This window comes from Yinghuangia sp. YIM S09857, assembly GCF_051388915.1.
GTDB lineage: Bacteria > Actinomycetota > Actinomycetes > Streptomycetales > Streptomycetaceae > Yinghuangia.
The window spans coordinates 285,000-302,556 of the sequence record NZ_JBPKBH010000008.1 but is presented as its reverse complement, the minus strand read 5'-3'; the positions used below and the strand labels follow the sequence as shown (position 1 = coordinate 302,556).

18 protein-coding genes and 1 tRNA gene are annotated in these 17,557 nt (G+C 70.7%); 8 read left to right on the top strand and 11 right to left on the bottom strand.

Annotation, left to right across the window (positions count from 1 at the left end; genetic code table 11):
- Positions 1–58 precede the first annotated feature (58 nt).
- Positions 59–559 (bottom strand): Lrp/AsnC family transcriptional regulator, encoded by a 501-nt coding sequence (locus tag ACRX5S_RS19835; protein ID WP_436774317.1) that lies wholly within the window; start codon positions 557–559, stop codon positions 59–61.
- A gap of 60 nt (positions 560–619) precedes the next feature.
- Here ACRX5S_RS19835 and ACRX5S_RS19830 point away from each other — a divergent pair, with 60 nt between their 5' ends.
- Positions 620–1,186, top strand: coding sequence for an RBBP9/YdeN family alpha/beta hydrolase (locus ACRX5S_RS19830; RefSeq protein WP_436774316.1), 567 nt, complete (start codon positions 620–622; stop codon positions 1,184–1,186).
- A gap of 49 nt (positions 1,187–1,235) precedes the next feature.
- On the opposite strand, the gene ACRX5S_RS19825 is transcribed toward ACRX5S_RS19830, so the two are convergent.
- The 4 genes from ACRX5S_RS19825 to ACRX5S_RS19810 all read right to left on the bottom strand — a co-directional run bounded on the left by ACRX5S_RS19825 (position 1,236) and on the right by ACRX5S_RS19810 (position 4,300).
- Entirely contained in the window at positions 1,236–2,255 is a 1,020-nt protein-coding gene (locus ACRX5S_RS19825; protein ID WP_436774315.1) for a DUF5954 family protein, read from the bottom strand.
- Positions 2,256–2,656: 401 nt separating this feature from the next.
- A complete protein-coding gene (locus ACRX5S_RS19820; RefSeq protein ID WP_436774314.1) occupies positions 2,657–2,929 on the bottom strand; it encodes a DUF1905 domain-containing protein in 273 nt (90 codons plus the stop codon).
- A 328-nt stretch (positions 2,930–3,257) separates the two neighbouring features.
- Positions 3,258–3,331, bottom strand: a tRNA-Pro gene (locus tag ACRX5S_RS19815).
- Between the two features lie 72 nt (positions 3,332–3,403).
- Positions 3,404–4,300 carry a metallophosphoesterase gene (locus ACRX5S_RS19810; RefSeq protein WP_436774313.1) on the bottom strand — a complete coding sequence of 299 codons (897 nt, stop codon included), beginning with the start codon at positions 4,298–4,300 and terminating at the stop codon, positions 3,404–3,406.
- 181 nt (positions 4,301–4,481) lie between these two features.
- Here ACRX5S_RS19810 and ACRX5S_RS19805 point away from each other — a divergent pair, with 181 nt between their 5' ends.
- Complete coding sequence (locus ACRX5S_RS19805) at positions 4,482–4,937, top strand: GatB/YqeY domain-containing protein (protein WP_436774312.1); 456 nt, start codon at positions 4,482–4,484, stop codon at positions 4,935–4,937.
- A 123-nt stretch (positions 4,938–5,060) separates the two neighbouring features.
- Here ACRX5S_RS19805 and ACRX5S_RS19800 read toward each other — a convergent pair whose 3' ends face one another.
- Positions 5,061–7,313, bottom strand: a complete 2,253-nt coding sequence (locus tag ACRX5S_RS19800; RefSeq protein WP_436774311.1) for a transglycosylase domain-containing protein — start codon at positions 7,311–7,313, stop codon at positions 5,061–5,063.
- 419 nt (positions 7,314–7,732) lie between these two features.
- Between ACRX5S_RS19800 and ACRX5S_RS19795 the strand changes: the two genes are divergently transcribed.
- Positions 7,733–8,059 (top strand): WhiB family transcriptional regulator, encoded by a 327-nt coding sequence (locus tag ACRX5S_RS19795; protein ID WP_436774310.1) that lies wholly within the window; start codon positions 7,733–7,735, stop codon positions 8,057–8,059.
- 300 nt (positions 8,060–8,359) lie between these two features.
- On the opposite strand, the gene ACRX5S_RS19790 is transcribed toward ACRX5S_RS19795, so the two are convergent.
- From ACRX5S_RS19790 to ACRX5S_RS19775, 4 genes are all read right to left on the bottom strand, one after another.
- Positions 8,360–9,775 carry an ArsA family ATPase gene (locus ACRX5S_RS19790; protein WP_436774309.1) on the bottom strand — a complete coding sequence of 472 codons (1,416 nt, stop codon included), beginning with the start codon at positions 9,773–9,775 and terminating at the stop codon, positions 8,360–8,362.
- Entirely contained in the window at positions 9,772–10,728 is a 957-nt protein-coding gene (locus tag ACRX5S_RS19785) for an ArsA family ATPase (RefSeq protein ID WP_436774405.1), read from the bottom strand. The genes ACRX5S_RS19790 and ACRX5S_RS19785 overlap by 4 nt, the downstream gene beginning before the upstream one ends.
- Positions 10,729–11,039: 311 nt before the next feature.
- Positions 11,040–12,287, bottom strand: coding sequence for a kynureninase (gene kynU / locus ACRX5S_RS19780; protein ID WP_436774308.1), 1,248 nt, complete (start codon positions 12,285–12,287; stop codon positions 11,040–11,042).
- A 216-nt stretch (positions 12,288–12,503) separates the two neighbouring features.
- Positions 12,504–13,454 carry a tryptophan 2,3-dioxygenase gene (locus tag ACRX5S_RS19775; RefSeq protein WP_436774307.1) on the bottom strand — a complete coding sequence of 317 codons (951 nt, stop codon included), beginning with the start codon at positions 13,452–13,454 and terminating at the stop codon, positions 12,504–12,506.
- 152 nt (positions 13,455–13,606) lie between these two features.
- Here ACRX5S_RS19775 and ACRX5S_RS19770 point away from each other — a divergent pair, with 152 nt between their 5' ends.
- The 5 genes from ACRX5S_RS19770 (at position 13,607) to ACRX5S_RS19750 (ending at position 16,691) form a co-directional block, all read left to right on the top strand.
- Complete coding sequence (locus ACRX5S_RS19770; protein ID WP_436774306.1) at positions 13,607–14,062, top strand: Lrp/AsnC family transcriptional regulator; 456 nt, start codon at positions 13,607–13,609, stop codon at positions 14,060–14,062.
- 11 nt (positions 14,063–14,073) lie between these two features.
- The gene (locus tag ACRX5S_RS19765) at positions 14,074–14,232 is read left to right on the top strand and encodes a DUF4177 domain-containing protein (protein WP_231773247.1); all 159 of its coding nucleotides are present in this window, start codon (positions 14,074–14,076) and stop codon (positions 14,230–14,232) included.
- Complete coding sequence (locus ACRX5S_RS19760; protein WP_436774305.1) at positions 14,229–14,702, top strand: RidA family protein; 474 nt, start codon at positions 14,229–14,231, stop codon at positions 14,700–14,702. The genes ACRX5S_RS19765 and ACRX5S_RS19760 overlap by 4 nt, the downstream gene beginning before the upstream one ends.
- 199 nt (positions 14,703–14,901) lie before the next feature.
- On the top strand, positions 14,902–15,747 hold the full coding sequence (locus ACRX5S_RS19755) for an NUDIX hydrolase (RefSeq protein ID WP_436774304.1): 846 nt from the start codon (positions 14,902–14,904) through the stop codon (positions 15,745–15,747).
- A gap of 116 nt (positions 15,748–15,863) precedes the next feature.
- Positions 15,864–16,691, top strand: coding sequence for an MBL fold metallo-hydrolase (locus ACRX5S_RS19750; protein WP_436774303.1), 828 nt, complete (start codon positions 15,864–15,866; stop codon positions 16,689–16,691).
- A 175-nt stretch (positions 16,692–16,866) separates the two neighbouring features.
- Here the strand turns inward: ACRX5S_RS19750 and ACRX5S_RS19745 are convergent, their stop codons facing one another.
- Complete coding sequence (locus ACRX5S_RS19745) at positions 16,867–17,541, bottom strand: Crp/Fnr family transcriptional regulator (RefSeq protein ID WP_235053408.1); 675 nt, start codon at positions 17,539–17,541, stop codon at positions 16,867–16,869.
- Positions 17,542–17,557 lie beyond the last annotated feature (16 nt).

The window sequence follows — 17,557 nt, the reverse complement described above, 5'->3', positions numbered from 1 at the left end:
CACCGTGCAAGTCCGTTCCCTGGACGGCTGGTTCGACGCCGCAGACCGCCGCCACAAGCTACGTCGCCGTTGGCGTGGCGCTGGTCAGCGGCTTCGAGGGATAGGAACGAAGCACCAGCGAGGTGGTCACGGGTCCGAAGCGCGCGAGAGCGTCGACAACCTCTTCGAGGCGCCCTGCCTCCGGACAGTGGACGTCGAAGATGAGGCAGTCTTCGCCGGTGACCCTCAGGATGGACGTGATCTCAGCAGTCTGCGAAGCAAAGTCCAGGGCGCGCGCAAGCTGCGCATGCGTGGTCCGCAGCCGAATGACCGCCTGGATGTGCAGCCCAAGGGCCGCCGGGTCGACCACGGCCCGATAGCCGGTGATCACACCGCTCTTCTCCAGCCGTTGGATGCGCGCACTGGCCGCAGGCTGCGAGAGCCCCACGCGACGCCCCACCTCGGCGCCGGACAACCGGCCCTCGGCCTGGAGCAGAGTGAGGATGTCCCGGTCGATCCGGTCGAGTGATTCCATCGTTGTCCGCACCATCTTCTTTGAGATCATTTGCGCCGCGGCCATCGTCCCGCTGCTTCCTCCAGAATCTGCGCCAGGTACCCAGGGACCATCCGGGTCTGACGAATGAAACGGTGGCAGGCAGTGGTCGCGTACGTCATCATCCCCGGCATCGACGGCTCGGACGAACAGCACTGGCAGACCCTCTGGGAACGGCAGTGGGGTGCGTCGGCGGTGAGGATCGCCCCGACCTCCTGGTCTGCCCCTGATCTGGACGACTGGGTCAACGCCGTCCAGTCGGCGTACGACGCCGCCGCCCGCCAAGACGACCGCGTCGTGCTCGTGGCCCACAGCCTGGGCTGCTGGGCGGCGTCCACCTGGCTGACCCGGCACCCGTCGACCCCGGTCCTCGGCGCGCTGCTCGTCGCCCCGCCCGATCCACTCGGCCCGGCATTCCCCCGCCAGGCCGCCGCGACGTTCACCAAGCTGTCCGCTCAGCCCCTGCCGTGCCCGAGCGTCGTGGTCGCCGGCACCAACGACCCGTACTGCACCCCCGAAACAGCCGCCGACTTCGCAACCGGGTGGCACGCGTGCTACCACCCGGCAGGAGCCAACGGGCACCTCAACTCAGCCGGCAACCTGGGCTTCTGGCCCCAAGGCCGCGAACTCCTCGACTCCCTCACACGTCGGTGATCGGTCGGCCGCTCGGAACTCGCCCATCCCGTCTGCGCAAGGCTTCGCCTCAGGCTCCGTAGTGGATGGTGCCGTCCTCGTCCATGGGGGCGTGTTGCTCGCCGGGGTCGGAGATGTCGACGTCGGAGGGACGGGGGCCTTCGGGGCCGTCGGGGCCGATGCGCAGAACGCGGGCCACGCGGGCGACGAGGAACCGGCGGCCCAGCAGTTCGTAGGCCCGGGCGCGGGGCTCGGCTCGAAGCAGGGCGGCCGCCTCCCGGAACTGCTCGGGTGCGAGTCCGCCGCCGTCCTGCGGAACGCGGGGCCACAGCCAGTCCAGAAGGAAGTGGAGCTGCTTGCGGGCCTCTTGGGCGGTGGTGTGCAGGCCGCCGCCGACCGGGGACCAGGTGCCGGGGGTCTCCTCAAGGATGGCGAACGAGGGCGGAAGCAGGATCACGGCGGGGTGGGTGTGCAGCGCGTTCGCGGAGTCCGCCCGGACGTCCTCGGGGTACCGGGACGCGGTGTAGTGCAGCCCGCCCAGGGCGTGGCGTTCGGCTGCCGTCATGGGACTGACCGGGATGGCGGGGTCGATGACCAGGCCGTCGTCGAGGTCCGGCCCCACACGTTGCGTGCCCCATTCCGGATCGGCCGGCTCCGGGTCGGTCGGCCGCGGTCCCTCGACGGTGCCGTCCCGCGTGTAGACGATCTCGTCGGCGCGCACCACCTTGTACTGGACGCCGAGCACGGTCATCTCGTCGATGCGCTCAGACTCCAGCCGCTTGACGGCGTGCAGGAGTTCGCGTCGCTGGACACGGTCCTCCGCTTCGTCCTTCGCACGGAACCACAGCTTCGACTGCATGCTGTCGCGCGCGGACTGGGCGTCGCCCCGGCTGATCGAGGTCAGCGCCCGCCATCCCCGTTCCCCCTCCGCGCGGGCCACCAGTCCGAAGACCGGCCCGCGGATCACGTAGTGCCCGAAGTGCACAGCCGCGTCCCGCGCGTCCGCCTCGGCGGCCGCGGTCACCGGGTGATCGGGAGCCGTCACCAAGGTCACCCACAACGGCCACGCCTGTTCATCGTCACTGGCCATAAACCCAGTGTGACCACGCCCGCCGCGCCGCGAGGCATTTCGCAGATGCTTCCCACCACAGCGCCGCAGACCGCCGGACACCCGCGCCGGCTTGTCGGCGTCCACAACCGTCCCGGGCGTGGACTCGTCGCCGGCGCCGGGGAGAATGCCGCACGTTCGGGGTTCGTCCGACGGCGAGGGGAGGAGGGCGCGGCCTCGCACGAGCCGAAGCCCGCCGCCCTTTCCGGCGCCACACTGCGGCAACTCTCCCACTGACGGCACGCGTCCGCTGAACGTGTGGTCATCGACGGCCGCGAGAAGCGTGTGCCCCGCGGTTCGTCGCTCGGCCCGAGTTCGACCGGACCAGACTGCCGGGGTCGGATCTCGTGGTCACCAACCGGGACTTCGAGGGCCGAGCGGTGTCATGAGTCCACTCGTTCCTCCAGGCGCACGGTGATGCTGTCGCCTTCGGTCTTGCCGATCGCCGCGCGCACGTCGGCCTTCACCGGCAGCTTGTGGGTGCCGTCCCCCAGAGGCATGAACGAGCTCCGAAACGGGTGTCCGTCGATCGTGCCCCGCACCTTCACCAGGCCGCGGGTGCCGAAGAACTCGGCGGACCCGGGCCACACGACGTAGGTCCAGCCTCCCTTGTTCGGGCTCTTCAACAGGGTTGCGGTGAACTGCTGGTCCAACATGGCTGCCACCTGTTCCGTAGTTTGGTCGTCCGCTTCCTTCGTGTTCACCTAATAGACGGAGGAAGACGGCGAAACTCATCGCGCCGCCAAGGAACAAAGGTGTGTCTGCTGCGCGTCCGGGCCGCCACCAGAGCCGGGACGGGCCGCCGACCAGCCCGCGCCGGATGACTCGGCAACCATGACGGACGCCGAGCCCTACACCGCGGACGCCCTCATCGAGAAGACGGCAGTCGGAACATCGGAACGGTCGCGATCGCGAACAGTCGCGAAACGAGTCAGGGGCCTGATCCGATTTCTCGGATCAGGCCCCTGACCTGGTACATCAGCGTCGGGGTGGCGGGATTTGAACCCACGACCTCTTCGTCCCGAACGAAGCGCGCTACCAAGCTGCGCCACACCCCGTTGATGCGCGTTTAGCTTAGCGGACGGGTGGGCCCAGGCGAAATCCGGTTTTGGTGCGGGAGAAGGTGCAGGTCAGGCGGGGGTGAGGGTGAGGAGGGTGGCCTCGGGGGGGCAGGCGAAGCGGAAGCGGGCGTAGCGGGAGGTGCCGCAGCCCGCGGAGACGTGGAGGTAGGTCTCGTTGCCCGCGGAGTCGTAGCGGGAGAGGCCCTTGACGCGCTTGCGGTCGAGGTCGCAGTTGGTGGTGAGGGCGCCGTAGAAGGGGACGCAGACCTGGCCGCCGTGGGTGTGCCCGGCGATGACGAGGGGGTAGCCCTCGGCGGTGAAGGCGTCGAGGGCGCGGCGGTAGGGGGCGTGCACGACGGCGAGGGAGAGTTGGGCGGCGCGGTCCGGGCCCCCGGCGACGAGTTCGTAGCGGTCGCGGTCGATGTGCGGGTCGTCGAGGCCGACGAGTTCCACCTCGATGCTGTCCAGCTTGAGGCGGCCGCGTGCGTTGTTGAGGTTCTCCCAGCCCGCCCCGTCGAAGCCGTCGCGCAGTTCGGTCCAGGGGTTCTCGACGCCGAAGCGGCGGGTGCCGTCGTCGCGGCGGAGGTAGCTCGTCGGGTCCTTGGGGCGCGGGGCGAAGTAGTCGTTCGAGCCGAAGACGTACGCGCCGGGCAGGGCGAGCAGCGGGGCCAGCGCGTCGAGGGTTTCCGGGACGGCCTCGGGGTCGGAAAGGTTGTCGCCGGTGTTGAGGACGAAGTCCGGCTTCAGGGCGGCCAGTCGGCGCAGCCAGTCCTGCTTCTTGCGCTGGCCGCACACCATGTGGATGTCGGACACCTGGAGCACCCGCAGCGGACGCGCGCCGCGGGGCAGGACCGGGATGTCGACGCGGCGGAGCCGGAACGATCGGGCCTCGTAGGCGGCGGCGTAGGTCAGGCAGGCGGCACCCGTGGCGGCGATCCCCAGGGGAAGCGCAAACTTCGTTCGCATTCTTCCCATGGTTCCAGAGGACGGCCGGTGACGGGGAGCCGCCGCTGGTCTGGGAGGCGTAATGGGAGAAGGGAGTGGTGCGTGTCGCGTATCGCCGGGTGCGGGTCGCGTTGCAGGTCGGGCGGCTGATCGGTGGCTAATTGGGTGGGGGCGTGCGCGGGGCTGCTGCGACACTAGGGGCATGGGTACCTTCAAGAGCCGCCTCCAGAACGACCTGACCGAGGCCATCCGCGCGCGTGACGAGCTGCGTTCCTCGACGCTTCGCCTCACGCTGACCGCGGTGACGAACGAAGAGGTCGCGGGCAAGGAGGCCAGGGAGCTCTCGGACGCCGAGGTGCTGAAGATCGTGGTACGCGAGGCCAAGAAGCGCCGCGAGGCCGCCGAGGCGTTCGACCAGGGGGGCCGCGCCGAGTCCGCCGCCCGGGAGCGTGCGGAGGGTGAGGTCCTCGCCGAGTACCTGCCCAAGCAGCTCGACGACGCGGAGCTGAAGGACATCGTGGCGGCGGCGATCGCGGAGACGGGTGCCTCCGGGCCGTCCGCGATGGGCCAGGTCATGAAGGTGGTCCGGCCCAAGGTCGGCGACCGTGCGGAAGGCGGGCGCATCGCCGCCGAGATCAAGAGTCAGTTGGGGAGCTGACCGGAGCCGACCGGACCGGACAGCCCCGGAACGAGAAACGTGTGAGGCCCGCTCCGGGATCGGAGCGGGCCTCACGTGTGCTTCGGACCCGATCGGGAGAACCGGGGTCAGCGGGTCAACAGATCACCGGTCGTTGCCCGGCGGCCTGGCCGGTGTGGTCGGGAATCCGGGGATCCCCGGGATGCCGGGCGTGCCCGGAGTCCCCGGGTTGCCGGGACGGTTCGGGTCGGGCTTGTTCTGATCGTCGTCCGGCTTGTCCTCCGGCTTGGGCGCGTGCTGCGGCACGGGCGGCGGGATGACCCCCGCGGCCGGCGGCGTGAACCGCAGCTCGGGCTGACCGGCCAGGGCCTTGGTCATCGCCTTCTGCCAGATGGGTGCCGGGACCGAGCCGCCGAAGACCTGGGTGACGCGCTTGCCGCCGATCATGATGCCGCCGGACGGCTCCATGGTCTTCTGCGTCTTCGGGCCGCCGACCCAGACCGCGGTGGACAGCTGCGGCGTGTAGCCGACGAACCAGGCGTTCTTCTTCTCGTCCGTCGTACCGGTCTTGCCGGCCGCCTCGCGCGAGAGGTTGGCCTGCTTGCCGGTACCGCGCTCGGTCACGCCGTTGAGCAGGTAGTTGATGATGTCGGCGTTCTCGGCCTTGATCACCTGGCGGCAGTTGCTGCCGTCGATCGCCGGGATCGGCAGCTTGGTGCCGTCGAGGCGTGTGACCTCGGTGATCGCGCGCGGCTCGCAGTACTTGCCGCGGGCGGCGAAGGTCGCGTACGCGTTGGCCATCATCAGCGGGGTCACCGTCTGGCTGCCGAGGGTCAGCGAGGGGACCTGGTCCAGCGGCTTGCCGTTGCCCTGGGTGATGCCCATGCTCGCGGCGAGGGTCGCGACCTGGCAGAGGCCGGCGTCCTTCTCCAGCATCACGAAGTAGGTATTGATCGAGTACTGGAGCGCGGTCTGCATGTCGTACGTGCCGAACTCGCTCTTCGACTCGTTCTTCAGACCCTTCTTGCCGTCCCAGCCGTCACCGAGCACCGTCTGGTTGTCGCAGGTGGTGAACTTCTCCTTGTCGTACTTCATGATGTACGACTCGGTCGTGTAGGCCTGGCCCGGCGAGAACCCGGCCTCCAGGGCCGCCGCCGCAGTTATGGCCTTGAACGTGGATCCCGGCTGGAAGCCGAACGTCGAGCCGCCGAGCGCCTTCTCCACCGAGAAGTTGATCACGGTCTCGTTCTTGACGTCCTCGAACCCGTACGGCCGGCTCTGCGCCATCGCCTTGATCTTGCCCGTGCCCGGCTCGACCATCACGACGGCGTCTGCGACCTCCTCTTGTTGCAGCACACCCTCGGTGGCCGCCTTGTACGCCGCCTCCTGCATCTTCGGATCGAGCGTCGTCTTGATGCGCAGCCCGCCCGCGCGCCACAGGGCGTCGCGCTCTTCCTTCGTCTTGCCGAAGACCGGGTCGTTCTTCATCACGTTGCGCACGTAGTCGCAGAAGAAGGCCGAGCCGTTGAACTTGTTGGCGACCATGCAGCCGTTCTCAAGCGTCTGGACGTTGAGGTTCAGCTCGGTCAGCTTGGCCTGGTCCGCCTCGACCTGCGGCACCGCGCCGACCTCGGCCATGCGCTGGAGCACGATGTTGCGCCGCGTCTTGGCGGCCTCGGGCTGCGCGATCGGGTCGTACTTCGTCGGCGCGTTGACGATGCCCGCGAGGAGCGCGGCCTGAGGCAGCGTCAGGTCGCGGGCCTTGACGCCGAAGTAGCGGAACGCGGCGGCCTCGACTCCGAAGGCGCGCTGGCCGAACGGGATGATGTTGAGGTAGCGCTCCAGGATCTGGTCCTTGGTGAAGCGCTGCTCCATCCCGATGGCGTACTTGAGCTCCTTGATCTTGCGGGAGAGCTCCTGCTTCGTGGCGTCCGCGACCTTGGCCTGGTCGTCGCCGGCCAGCTCTACGAAGATGTTCTTGACGTACTGCTGGGTCAGGCTGGAGCCGCCCTGCACCTCGCCGCCGGACTGGTTCTTGATGAGGGCGCGCAGTGTGCCCTTGAGGTCGATCGGCCCGTGCTCATAGAACCGCGAGTCCTCGATGGCCACGATCGCCTTGCGCATGAGCGGCGCGACGTCGTTGATGCCGACGAGGATGCGGTACCGGTCGTACACCGTGGCGAGTTGGTTGCCCGCGGCGTCGTAGATCGTCGACGGCTGCGCGAGGAACGGTGCCTCCAACTCGTCCGGGAAGTCGTCGAAGTTCTCCGCACCGGCCTTCGCGGTCAGGCCGAGGCCGCCCACGATGGGCAGCGCGATGCCCGCGACGAGAGCGCCGGCCAGGATGCTGGCTCCGACGAACGCCGCGAGACGGCCGGTGAATCCTATGAACGACATCGGGCGCGTGGGACTTCGACCGGGTGCGCCGGGGCGGGTCCTGCCGGAGGGGGTACGGGCCATGCGGCACAGACTACGTGGCGAAACCGCCCGCAAGTCGGAGGGACTTCGCTTAGTCTGTAACAGCAGCCGGGGGACAGCTCCCCTCACCTCGTTCACCCTTTCGAGTGAATTCGGTCCAAGGCGGGACCTACCCGGCGGCCCCTCGGAGGGGGACCACGGGCCATAGCCCCAGGTCGCGCAAGAGTTTTCACCCGGACGGGTGGGCCCATATTTGCGCATAGTCCGTCCGGGTCATTCATGACCGCCCAGTAGGGGCTGTTGCGCGCGCCCGTCTTTTCGTAGCGTCCTGCTTGGCAACGGGATTTCCCCGTCGCCGCCGTAGGGGGAGCCTCGAATCGGGAGAGGACGGCACCAGCATGAGCTGGGTTACCGACTGGAACGCACTGGCCGCGTGCCGCGCCAGCGATCCGGATGAGCTGTTCGTGCAGGGGGCGGCCCAGAATCGCGCAAAGGCCGTATGTACCGGGTGTCCGGTGCGTACCGAATGCCTGGCCGACGCCCTCGACAATCGGGTCGAGTTCGGTGTCTGGGGAGGGATGACCGAGCGGGAACGCCGCGCTCTGCTGCGCCGCAGGCCGACGGTCACGTCCTGGCGCAGGCTCTTGGAAACGGCCCGCGAGGAATACGAGCGGGACATCCACGCCGACTATCACGACAATTTGGGGTTGCGCGCGGCAGGCTGACGGCCATCCGCACCATGCGGCGCCGCGCGGCTCCGGAGCACCGCACCACCTATATGCACCACCTGTAGGCACCACCCGTAAGCACCACGCACAGCGCACCAGCCGACGCGCAGGCGTCCGACGCGCACTCATGGTCCACCGGGCCCGGGAGTCAGGCCCCGGCTCGGGGACCCGGGTGGCGCGCCGGGCTTCCGCGTGCCGAACACCGGTCGTCCGTCGGTGAATCCGCGACGTGCCGCCTGTCAGGGGCGGCCCGGGCGGGACCGGTCCGGGCGGTTCGGGCGTTCGGCCCACGGGCGTTCAGCCCAGGTGGCGGCCGATCGTCCGCAGGCCGTCGAGGTCGTGGACGTCGCCGGGGAGCGCGGGTACCTCGACGATCGGGACGTCCGGGTGGATGGACGTGAAGCGCGTCCGTACGCGCTCCTCGCGTCCGATCATGCGCAGGCGTTCCGCGTGCAGGGTGAGCAGCCCGGCGACCAGCCGAAGGTCCTCCGCCGACGGCCCGTCCGCGCCGGGCTCACACAAAGGCTCCGCGGACTCGTGTTCATCGGACGCACCTTCATCGGACGCGCCCTCATCGGTCTCGGTCGGCGCCTCGCTGGACTCGTCGTCCAGGTCGAACGCCTGTTCCAGCAGCGCCTCGGCCGCGGCGGTGCTCCGTTCGGCGGACAACTGGCCCGCACTGGTCTCGTGCACGCGGTTGAGCACCAGGCCCGCGAGCGGCATGGACTCGGAGTCCAGCCGTTCGACGAAGTACGCCGCCTCGCGCAGCGCGTCCTTTTCCGGTGCCGCCACCACCAGGAACGCCGTGCCGTGCGCCTGGAGCAGCTTGTACGTCGCGTCCGCCCGCTTGCGGAAGCCGCCGAACGTCGTGTCGAGCGCCGCCACGAACGTCTGGATGTCGGTGAGCAGATGTGTCCCGACGACCTTGCTCAGCGCACCCGTCATGAGTCCCATGCCCGCCGACAGGAACTTGAGCGCACCGCGCCCGCCGACCTTCGCCGGCGCGGACAGTATGCGGATGAGCCGCCCGTCGAGGAACGAACCGAGCCGCTGCGGGGCGTCCAGGAAGTCGAGGGCGGAGCGGCTCGGCGGGGTGTCGACGATGATGAGGTCCCACGAGCCGCCGGAGTGGAGCTGGCCCAGCTTCTCCATCGCCATGTACTCCTGCGTACCGGCGAAGCTCGACGACAGCGACTGGTAGAAGGGGTTCTCCAGGATCTGCCGGGCGCGCTCGGGGTCGGCGTGCTGTTCGACGATCTCGTCGAACGTGCGCTTCATGTCGAGCATCATCGCGTGCAGGCTGCCGCCCTTGGTCTCGTCGACCCCGTCCACCCGCCGTGGGGTGTTGTCCAGCTCGGTCAGCCCCATCGACTGGGCGAGCCGCCGCGCGGGGTCGATGGTCAGTACGACGACGTCGCGCCCGCGTTCGGCGGCCCGCAGGGCCAGCGCCGCGGCGGTCGTGGTCTTCCCGACGCCGCCCGATCCGCAGCACACCACGATGCGCGTCGACGGGTCGTCGATCAGCGGGTCGATCTCCAGCGTGTGGGTGGCCGGCCGGGCACTGCGCGCGGTGGCCTTGGGCGTGGTGGCCTTGCGAGCAGAGCCGTTGCCTGCGGAGCCCTTGCGTGCGCTGCCGGTGCCTGCCGAGCCGGTACGCGCCGAACTACTGCCTGTCGAGCTGCTGCGCGCCGAGCTGCTACGTGCCGGGGTCATGCCACCCCCTGCTCGCGGAGCGCGTCGGCGAGGCGGTAGAGGCCGCCCAGGTCGACGCCGTCGGGGAGCAGCGGCAGTTCGTACACCGGGAGGCCGAGGCCGCGTACGGTACGCCGCTCCTCCGTCTCCAGCGCGATCCGGCTCGCGTGCTCGTCGGCCTCGTGCAGCAGCGCCGCCACGAGCGCCTTGGTGGGCCGTACGCCTGCCGCCCGCAACCCGGTGTCCAGCAGTTCCGGCCCGAGTCTGCGCCCGGTGTCCGTCTCGTCGTCGACGCTCAGCGGCGGCCGGGCCATGTTGACCACCACGCCGCCCACCGGCAGCCCCGTGCCGCGCAGTTCGGCGACGCCGTCCACGGTCTCCTGCACCGGCATCTCCTCCAGCAGCGTCACCAGGTGTACGGCCGTCTCCGGCGAGCGCAGCACCCGCATGACCGCCTCGGCCTGCGAGTGGATCGGGCCGAACCGCGCGAGCCCGGCGACCTCTGTGTTGACGTTGAGGAAGCGGCTGATCCGGCCGGTCGGCGGCGCGTCCATGACCACCGCGTCGTACGCCCACTGCCCGCGGTCGCCCTTGAGCCGCCGCCGCACCGACTCGCAGGCCTTGCCGGTGAGGAGGACGTCGCGCAGACCGGGGGCGATGGTGGTCGCGAAGTCGATCGCGCCCAGCTTCTTGAGGCCCTTACCGGTGCGGCCCAGGTGGTAGAACATGTCGAGGTAGTCGAGCAGGGCCTCTTCCGGGTCGATGGCCAGCGCGAACACCTCGCCGCCGCCCGGGGCCACCGCGATCTTGCGCTCCTCGTACGGGAGTTCGGCGGTCTCGAAGAGCTGGGCGATGCCCTGCCGCCCCTCGACCTCGACGAGCAGGGTCCGGCGTCCGCCGTGGGCGAGGGCCAGCGCGAGCGCGGCGGCCACAGAGGTCTTGCCGGTGCCGCCCTTGCCGCTCACGATGTGCAGGCGGACGCCCTCCCAATCGGTGTCCCCGTCGGATTCCGGACCCGCCGTGCGGGGATTGTCCGCTTCAGTCACCTGGCTCACATTGTCGAGACTAACCACCCCCCGGGCGACCGAACCGCCCGCGGTCCGTGCGGGTGACGGGCATCACTCCCACACGGGACGGGGGCGGGGGTGGCAGGCGTACATCTGCCGGCGTGCGCTTACCGGACGACCGGACGACCGGACGACCGGACGACCGGACGACCGGACGACCGGACGACCGAACAACCGGATCACCGGACAACCGGCAGACCCGCGGACCTGATGCCCGGTCAGGTGACGGTGGCGCGTACCGCGAAGCGGGCTTCCCGGTGCGTGCCGGTGGCCAGGATGTCACCGAGGACCGCGGCGGCGTCGACGACGTCCGTGTAGGACACGTACAGCGCGTTGAAGCCGAACCGCAGGATGTCGGGCGGGCGTACGTCGCCGATCACACCGCGCTCGATCAGCGCCGCCATCACCGGGTGCGCCTCGCCGTGCCGCACCGCCACCTGGCTGCCGCGGCGGGCGTGGTCGCGCGGGGTGACGACCTCCAGGCCGAAGCCCGCGTCCAACTCCTCGACGCAGGCGATGAACAGGTCGGTCAGCGCGAGGCTCTTCGCGCGGATCGCGGCCATGTCGGTCTCCCGGAAGACGCCGATCGCGGCCTCCAGCGCCAGCATGTTGAGCAGCGGCGGGCTGCCGATACGGGCGCGCGCGATGCCGTCGGCGGGTCGGTAGCCGGCCTCCATCGCAAACGGCTCCTTGTGGCCGTGCCACCCGGTGAGCGCGGGGTCGAAGACCTCGTGCAGGCGCCGCGCGACGTACAGAAACGCCGGCGCGCCGGGGCCGCCCGACAGGTACTTGTACGAGCAGCCGACCACGAAGTCCAGGTCGTGTGCGTCGGCGTCGATCGGGACCGCACCCGCGGTGTGGCAGACGTCCCACAGCACCAGCGCGCCCGCGTCGTGGGCCGCGCGCGTGAGGCCGGCGAGGTCGCGCAGTTCGCCCGTGCGGTAGTCCACATGGTTGTACGCCGCGACCGCGACGTCCGCCCCCTCCTCGCCGCCGAGCAGCGCCACCGCCTCCTGGGCGGGTACGCGCCGCACCGTCGCACCGCACAGGCGGGCCACCGAGTCGGCGAGGTAGCCGTCGGTCGGGAAGGTGTCGGGGTCGGTGAGGATCACCGGGCGGCCGGGACGCAGGCGCACGGCCGCGACCAGGGCGTTGAACAACTGCACGGAGGTCGAGTCGCCGCACACGACCTGGCCCTCGGCCGCGCCGAGGATGGGCGCGATCGCGGCGCCCACCCGGGTCGGCGCGTTCCACCAGTCGTTGTCGTTCCATGAGCGGATCAGGTCGACGCCCCACTGCCGCAGGACCACGTCGTCGAGGGTGCCGGGCACGTCGGCGGGCAGCGCGCCCAGCGAGTTGCCGTCGAGGTAGAGGACGCCTTCCGGGAGGCGGAAGCGCTTGCGCAGCGGGGCCAGCGGGTCGCGGGCGTCAAGGGCCTGGGCGTGGGCTCGGGACGTGTCGGGCACGGTCGGTTCCCCAAACGGATCGGCGGCGGGTCTCGGGTGGCTTTGTGTCGGTGGGGTGGTGGGGCGGTGGGGCGGTGGCGGCGGAGGCCGGAGACGGTTCGTGGAGCGGCGGTTCGGTTCGGCGCTCGGGACCGGCGGTGTGACCGGCTGTTCGCACCGGCGATTCGCACCGGCGATTCGGTTCGGTGGTGCGGGTCGGTGGTGCGAGTCGGCGAATCAGATCACGGATGTGCGCATCGTCCACAAGTCCGGGAAGACCCGGTCGCGTACCGTCCGCTCCAGCCACTCCGCCCCCGACGAGCCGCCTGTGCCCGGGCGGTTGCCGAGTGCGCGCAGCGTCGCCGCGAGGTGGCGTTCCCGCCAGCGGGTCCAGCGCTCGGACAGGTCGGTGAGCACTTCGCCCAGGTCGCGCAGGTCCGGGTAAGCGGTGCCGGTCGCGAACACCTCGGCCCACGCCGCCTCGACCCCCGGGTCCGGCCGGTACGCGCGGGTCCGGTCGGCCTCCAGCGCCGCGGCGGGCACCGGCAGGCCGCGGCGGTGCAGGGCGGCGAGCGCGGCGTCGTACAGGCTCGGGGCGTGCAGGGCGGCGTCGAGTTCGGCGTGCACGGCGGGGACTTCGTCGTACAGGCGCATGACGTTCGCCCGCTTGAGGCCGAGGAGGAATTCCAGCTCGCGGTACAGGTGCGACTGGAAGCCGGACGCCTCGCCCAGCGCCTCGCGGAACGCCCCGAACTCGGCGGGCGTCAGCGTGGCCAGCAGGTCCCAGGAGTCCACGAGGACGTCCGCCTGCCGCACGCTGCGCCGCAGTACGCGGGTGGCGTCGGCCACCTCGTCGCGGTCGAGCAGTTCGCGGGCGACCGTCCACTCGTGCTTGAGCAGTGCGAACAGCAGCTCCATGACCTGCGACGCGATGACGAACGACATCTCGGACGGCTCGTCGGTGCGCGGGTGCTGGAGGCTGAGCAGGCGGTCGAGGCCGATGTAGTCGGCGTACGGCGGCTGGTCGGCGTACCTCGTGCGCGGCTGTTGCGGCGGTGGAGCTTGCGGCTGTTGCACGCTCGCGGTTGCTCCACCGCCACCCGTACCGCCGCTCGTGCCGCCGCCGCCCATACCCATGGGACAGATCCCGGACATGCCGACCTCCGTTCCCGCGGTCGTGCCGCCCATCACCCACCACCTTGCCGCCGGTCCGCTGAGTGCCTTTATCGAAGCGCCGAGGTGAGCGGTTGTGAATGGACGATCAGCGGCGATACGGGCCGATCGTCTTACGATGGAAAAGCGAAACAAAGCACAGTTTGACGATCGAAAAGGTGTCCCAGATGGCGCTGGATGCGACCGATCGGAGGCTCCTCGCGGAGCTCCAGCGGGACGCCCGTACGTCCTACAACGAACTCGCGCGGCGGGTCGGCCTGTCCCCGCCCACCGTCGCCGACCGCGTGCGCCGCATGGAGCGCGCCGGGGTGATCACCGGCTACCACGCCCACGTCGATCCGGCCGCGGCCGGGCGCGGCGTCGTCGCCCTCGTCCGCATGAGCTGCTACGGCCCCGGCTGCCTTCTGAGGCGCGACGCGGACGAGGTACGCGACTGGCCCGAGCTGCTGCAACTGCACCGGGTCACCGGGGACGCCTGCTGTCTGCTGATGGTGGCGACCCCGACGATGCACGACTTCCAGGTGCTGATCGACCGGCTCGCCGAGCACGGCACGCCGTCCAGCACGATGGTCCTGTCGAGCCCCGTCCCGTGGCGTGCGGTCGACACCCCCGAGCCGCGTTAGAGTCCCGTCCCATGAAGAAGTGGGAGTACTTCACCGCGCCGTTGCTGATCCACAACACCAAGCAGATCCTCGACACCTTCGGTGAGGACGGCTGGGAGCTCGTCCAGGTCGTGCCGGGGCCGAACCCGGAGAACCTGGTGGCGTACTTCAAGCGGGAGAAGCAATCGTGACGGACGAGTTCGTGCACCCGGAGGATCGGCTGACGCAGCTCGGCCTGACCCTTCCGGGTGTGGTGCCGCCGGTGGCCGCCTACGTGCCGGCGCTGCGTACCGGCAACTACATCCACACGTCGGGGCAGCTCCCGATGGTGGAGGGCACGCTGCCGCAGACCGGCAAGGTGGGCGCCGAGGTGACGCCCGAGGACGCCAAGGCCCTCGCGCAGCGCTGCGCGCTCAACGCGCTGGCCGCGGTCAAGGCGGAGCTGGGCGACCTGGCGCTGGTCCGCCGGGTGGTCAAGGTCGTCGGGTTCATCGCCAGCGACCCCGGCTTCACCGGCCAGCCGGCCGTGTTGAACGGGGCGAGCGAGCTGCTGGGCGAGGTCTTCGGCGACGCGGGCAGGCATGCCCGGAGCGCGGTCGGCGTCGCGGTGCTTCCGCTGGACGCGCCGGTCGAGGTGGAGATCGTCGTCGAGGTGGTGTGAGGCGTCGTCGGGGCGCGGGGGCGGCGTCGTTTTCGGACGTCGCCCGGCGGCCCGGCGCCGACGGCTGATCTTGCGGCGGGTTGTCGGTCGGCCGAGTTTGCGTTCGGTGGATTCGTCGGTGTCTGCCCCCTTTGGTGGGTGCCGCACCGCAAAACTGACGACCTGTCAAAAACTCTCGACGCCGCGTAGCATCCGCCGCATGACAACGCCCGGCTTTCCCGCGTCCTGGCTGGAGCGCGCCCGCGCGATTCTCGACGGCGACCTTGAGCCCGCCGAGCCGCGCCGCGCGGCCACCGTCGTTCTGCTGCGGCAGCGGCCCGACGGACCTCAGGCGTACCTGCTGCGGCGGCACGCGGGCATGAAGTTCGCGGCGGGCATGTACGCGTTCCCGGGCGGGGCCGTCGACCCGCGCGACGCCGACCACGAGGTGGCGTGGGCGGGCCCGGCGCCCGAGGACTGGGCCAAGCGGTTCGGGACGTCGGCGGCCGAGGCCCGGGCGATCGTCGCGGCGGCGGTACGCGAGACCTTCGAGGAGTCGGGCGTCCTGCTGGCCGGTCCCGACACCGAGTCGGTCGTGTCCGACACCACGGGCGACGACTGGGAGGCCGATCGCGTGGCCCTGGTCGACCGTACGCTCGGGCTCACCGAATTCCTGGACCGCCGCGGCCTGGTGCTGCGCTCCGACCTGCTGGGCGCGTGGTCGCGCTGGGTCACGCCGGAGTTCGAGGACCGGCGGTACGACACATGGTTCTTCGTCGCCGCGCTGCCGGAGGGGCAGCGTACGCGCGACGTGTCGGGGGAGGCGGACCGCGTCGCGTGGGCGCGTCCGGCCGACGCGCTGGAGGGGCTCAAGTCCGGGGAACTGGGCATGCTGCCGCCGACGATCGAGACGCTGCGCAATTTGGCGGCATACGACTCACCTGCGGCCGCCCGGGACGCGGCGGCCGACCGGGACCTCACAGCGATCATGGCCAGGCCGAGGTTGGACGGGGACCGGCTGGTGATCGAGTGGGCGGGCATCCCGGACCCGTTCGGGACCGGGTGAGGGACTGCGGGGTGCGGCCGGAGGCGGCGGCGACCGCGCTACGCCTGCCGTGCGCATACGGACCTCAGACCAGGCCCGCCTGAACGGACTCGGAGCGACTCGGAAAGACTGGGTACATGGACTCTTACCGCATCCCCGGGGACCCGCGGCAGGTCGTGGCGGGTCCGGCGACCGCCCGTACCACCTGTGTCCTGGCCCCGAACCCGAGCCCGATGACGCTGGACGGCACCAACACGTGGCTGGTCGCGGAGCCGGAAGCGGACCGCGCGGTGGTGATCGACCCGGGGCCGCTCGACGAGGGACATCTGGCCGCGGTCCTGGCGGCGGCCGAGGAGCGCGGCGTACGCGTCGCCGAGATCCTGCTGACGCACGGCCACCCGGACCACTCCGAGGGCGCCGCACGGCTCGCCGAGCTGGCCGGGTGCGGCGTCCGCGCGCTCGACCCCGTGCACCGGCTCGGCAGCGAGGGGCTGGTGGAGGGCGACGTCGTCACCACCGGTGGGCTGGAGCTGCGCGTCATGGCGACGCCCGGGCACTCGTGGGACTCGCTGTCCTTCGTGCTGCCGGCCGACGACCTGGTCCTGACCGGCGACACGATCCTCGGCCGCGGCACCACGGTGGTAGCGCACCCGGACGGCACGCTGGGCGACTACCTCGATTCGCTCGCCCGCCTGCGCGCGCTGGTCCAAACCGGCGAGGTGAGCCGCGTCCTGCCCGCCCACGGCCCCGTCCTCGACGACGCCCTGGGCGTCGTCGAGTTCTACCTCGAACACCGTGCCCAGCGCCTCGCCCAGGTCGAGGAGGCCGTGGCCCTCGGCGACACCACCGCCCGCGAGGTCGTCGAACGCGTCTACGCCGACGTCGACCAGGGCCTGTGGTGGGCCGCCGAGATGTCCGTCCGAGCCCAGCTCGACTACCTCAGAAAGCGCAACGGACGCCCCTGATCATCTGACGCGATTCGACCGTTCGAAACGCTTCGAGGGTCCGAAACGCTTCAAGGGTTCGCCGCGCGTCAAAGGTTCGCCGCGTGTCCCGGGGCCAACGCGTGGCCGACCGGCCGGACGACGAACGCCCGGCCGGTCTGTTGTCGTGTATCCCGAGGCCCTTCGCGGCCCCGCGTCAGCGGGAGCGGCGGGAGAGTCGTTCCACGTCCAGAAGGACCACGGCCCGCGCCTCCAGGCGCAGCCAGCCGCGGCTGGCGAAGTCGGCGAGGGCCTTGTTGACCGTCTCGCGCGACGCGCCGACCAGTTGGGCCAGCTCCTCCTGGGTGAGGTCGTGTGCCACGTGGATGCCCTCCTCGGCCGGTACGCCGAAGCGGCGCGACAGGTCGAGGAGCGCCTTGGCCACGCGCCCGGGCACGTCCGAGAAGACCAGGTCGCCCAGGCTCTCGTTGGTGCGGCGGAGGCGGCGGGCTATCGCGCGGAGCAGCGACAGGGCGACCTTCGGCCGCCCGTTCAGCCACGGCTGGAGGTCCTGGTGCCCCAGGCCCAGCAGCCGTACGTCGGTCAGCGCGGTCGCCGTGGCGGTACGCGGCCCCGGGTCGAACAGCGAGAGCTCGCCGAACATCTCGCTCGGGCCGAGCACCGCGAGCATGTTCTCCCGGCCGTCGTTCGAGCTGCGGTGCAGCTTGATCTTGCCTTCGATGACCACGTACAGACGGTCGCCCGGGTCGCCCTCATGGAAGAGCGAGTCGCCGCGCTCAAGCCCGACCTCGGTCATGGAGGCACGCAGCTCGGCGGCGTCCTCGTCCTCGAGTGCCGCGAACAGCGGCGCCCGCTGTAGAACGTCGTCCACGAGGGGTCCCTCCTTG

Coding starts and splice junctions, on each gene's coding strand:
- ACRX5S_RS19835 (WP_436774317.1), bottom strand. CDS start 559: ATGGCCGCGGCGCAAATGATCTCAAAGAAGATGGTGCGGACAACGATG.
- ACRX5S_RS19830 (WP_436774316.1), top strand. CDS start 620: ATGAAACGGTGGCAGGCAGTGGTCGCGTACGTCATCATCCCCGGCATC.
- ACRX5S_RS19825 (WP_436774315.1), bottom strand. CDS start 2,255: ATGGCCAGTGACGATGAACAGGCGTGGCCGTTGTGGGTGACCTTGGTG.
- ACRX5S_RS19820 (WP_436774314.1), bottom strand. CDS start 2,929: ATGTTGGACCAGCAGTTCACCGCAACCCTGTTGAAGAGCCCGAACAAG.
- ACRX5S_RS19810 (WP_436774313.1), bottom strand. CDS start 4,300: ATGCGAACGAAGTTTGCGCTTCCCCTGGGGATCGCCGCCACGGGTGCC.
- ACRX5S_RS19805 (WP_436774312.1), top strand. CDS start 4,482: ATGGGTACCTTCAAGAGCCGCCTCCAGAACGACCTGACCGAGGCCATC.
- ACRX5S_RS19800 (WP_436774311.1), bottom strand. CDS start 7,313: ATGTCGTTCATAGGATTCACCGGCCGTCTCGCGGCGTTCGTCGGAGCC.
- ACRX5S_RS19795 (WP_436774310.1), top strand. CDS start 7,733: ATGAGCTGGGTTACCGACTGGAACGCACTGGCCGCGTGCCGCGCCAGC.
- ACRX5S_RS19790 (WP_436774309.1), bottom strand. CDS start 9,775: ATGACCCCGGCACGTAGCAGCTCGGCGCGCAGCAGCTCGACAGGCAGT.
- ACRX5S_RS19775 (WP_436774307.1), bottom strand. CDS start 13,454: ATGGGCGGCACGACCGCGGGAACGGAGGTCGGCATGTCCGGGATCTGT.
- ACRX5S_RS19770 (WP_436774306.1), top strand. CDS start 13,607: ATGGCGCTGGATGCGACCGATCGGAGGCTCCTCGCGGAGCTCCAGCGG.
- ACRX5S_RS19765 (WP_231773247.1), top strand. CDS start 14,074: ATGAAGAAGTGGGAGTACTTCACCGCGCCGTTGCTGATCCACAACACC.
- ACRX5S_RS19755 (WP_436774304.1), top strand. CDS start 14,902: ATGACAACGCCCGGCTTTCCCGCGTCCTGGCTGGAGCGCGCCCGCGCG.
- ACRX5S_RS19750 (WP_436774303.1), top strand. CDS start 15,864: ATGGACTCTTACCGCATCCCCGGGGACCCGCGGCAGGTCGTGGCGGGT.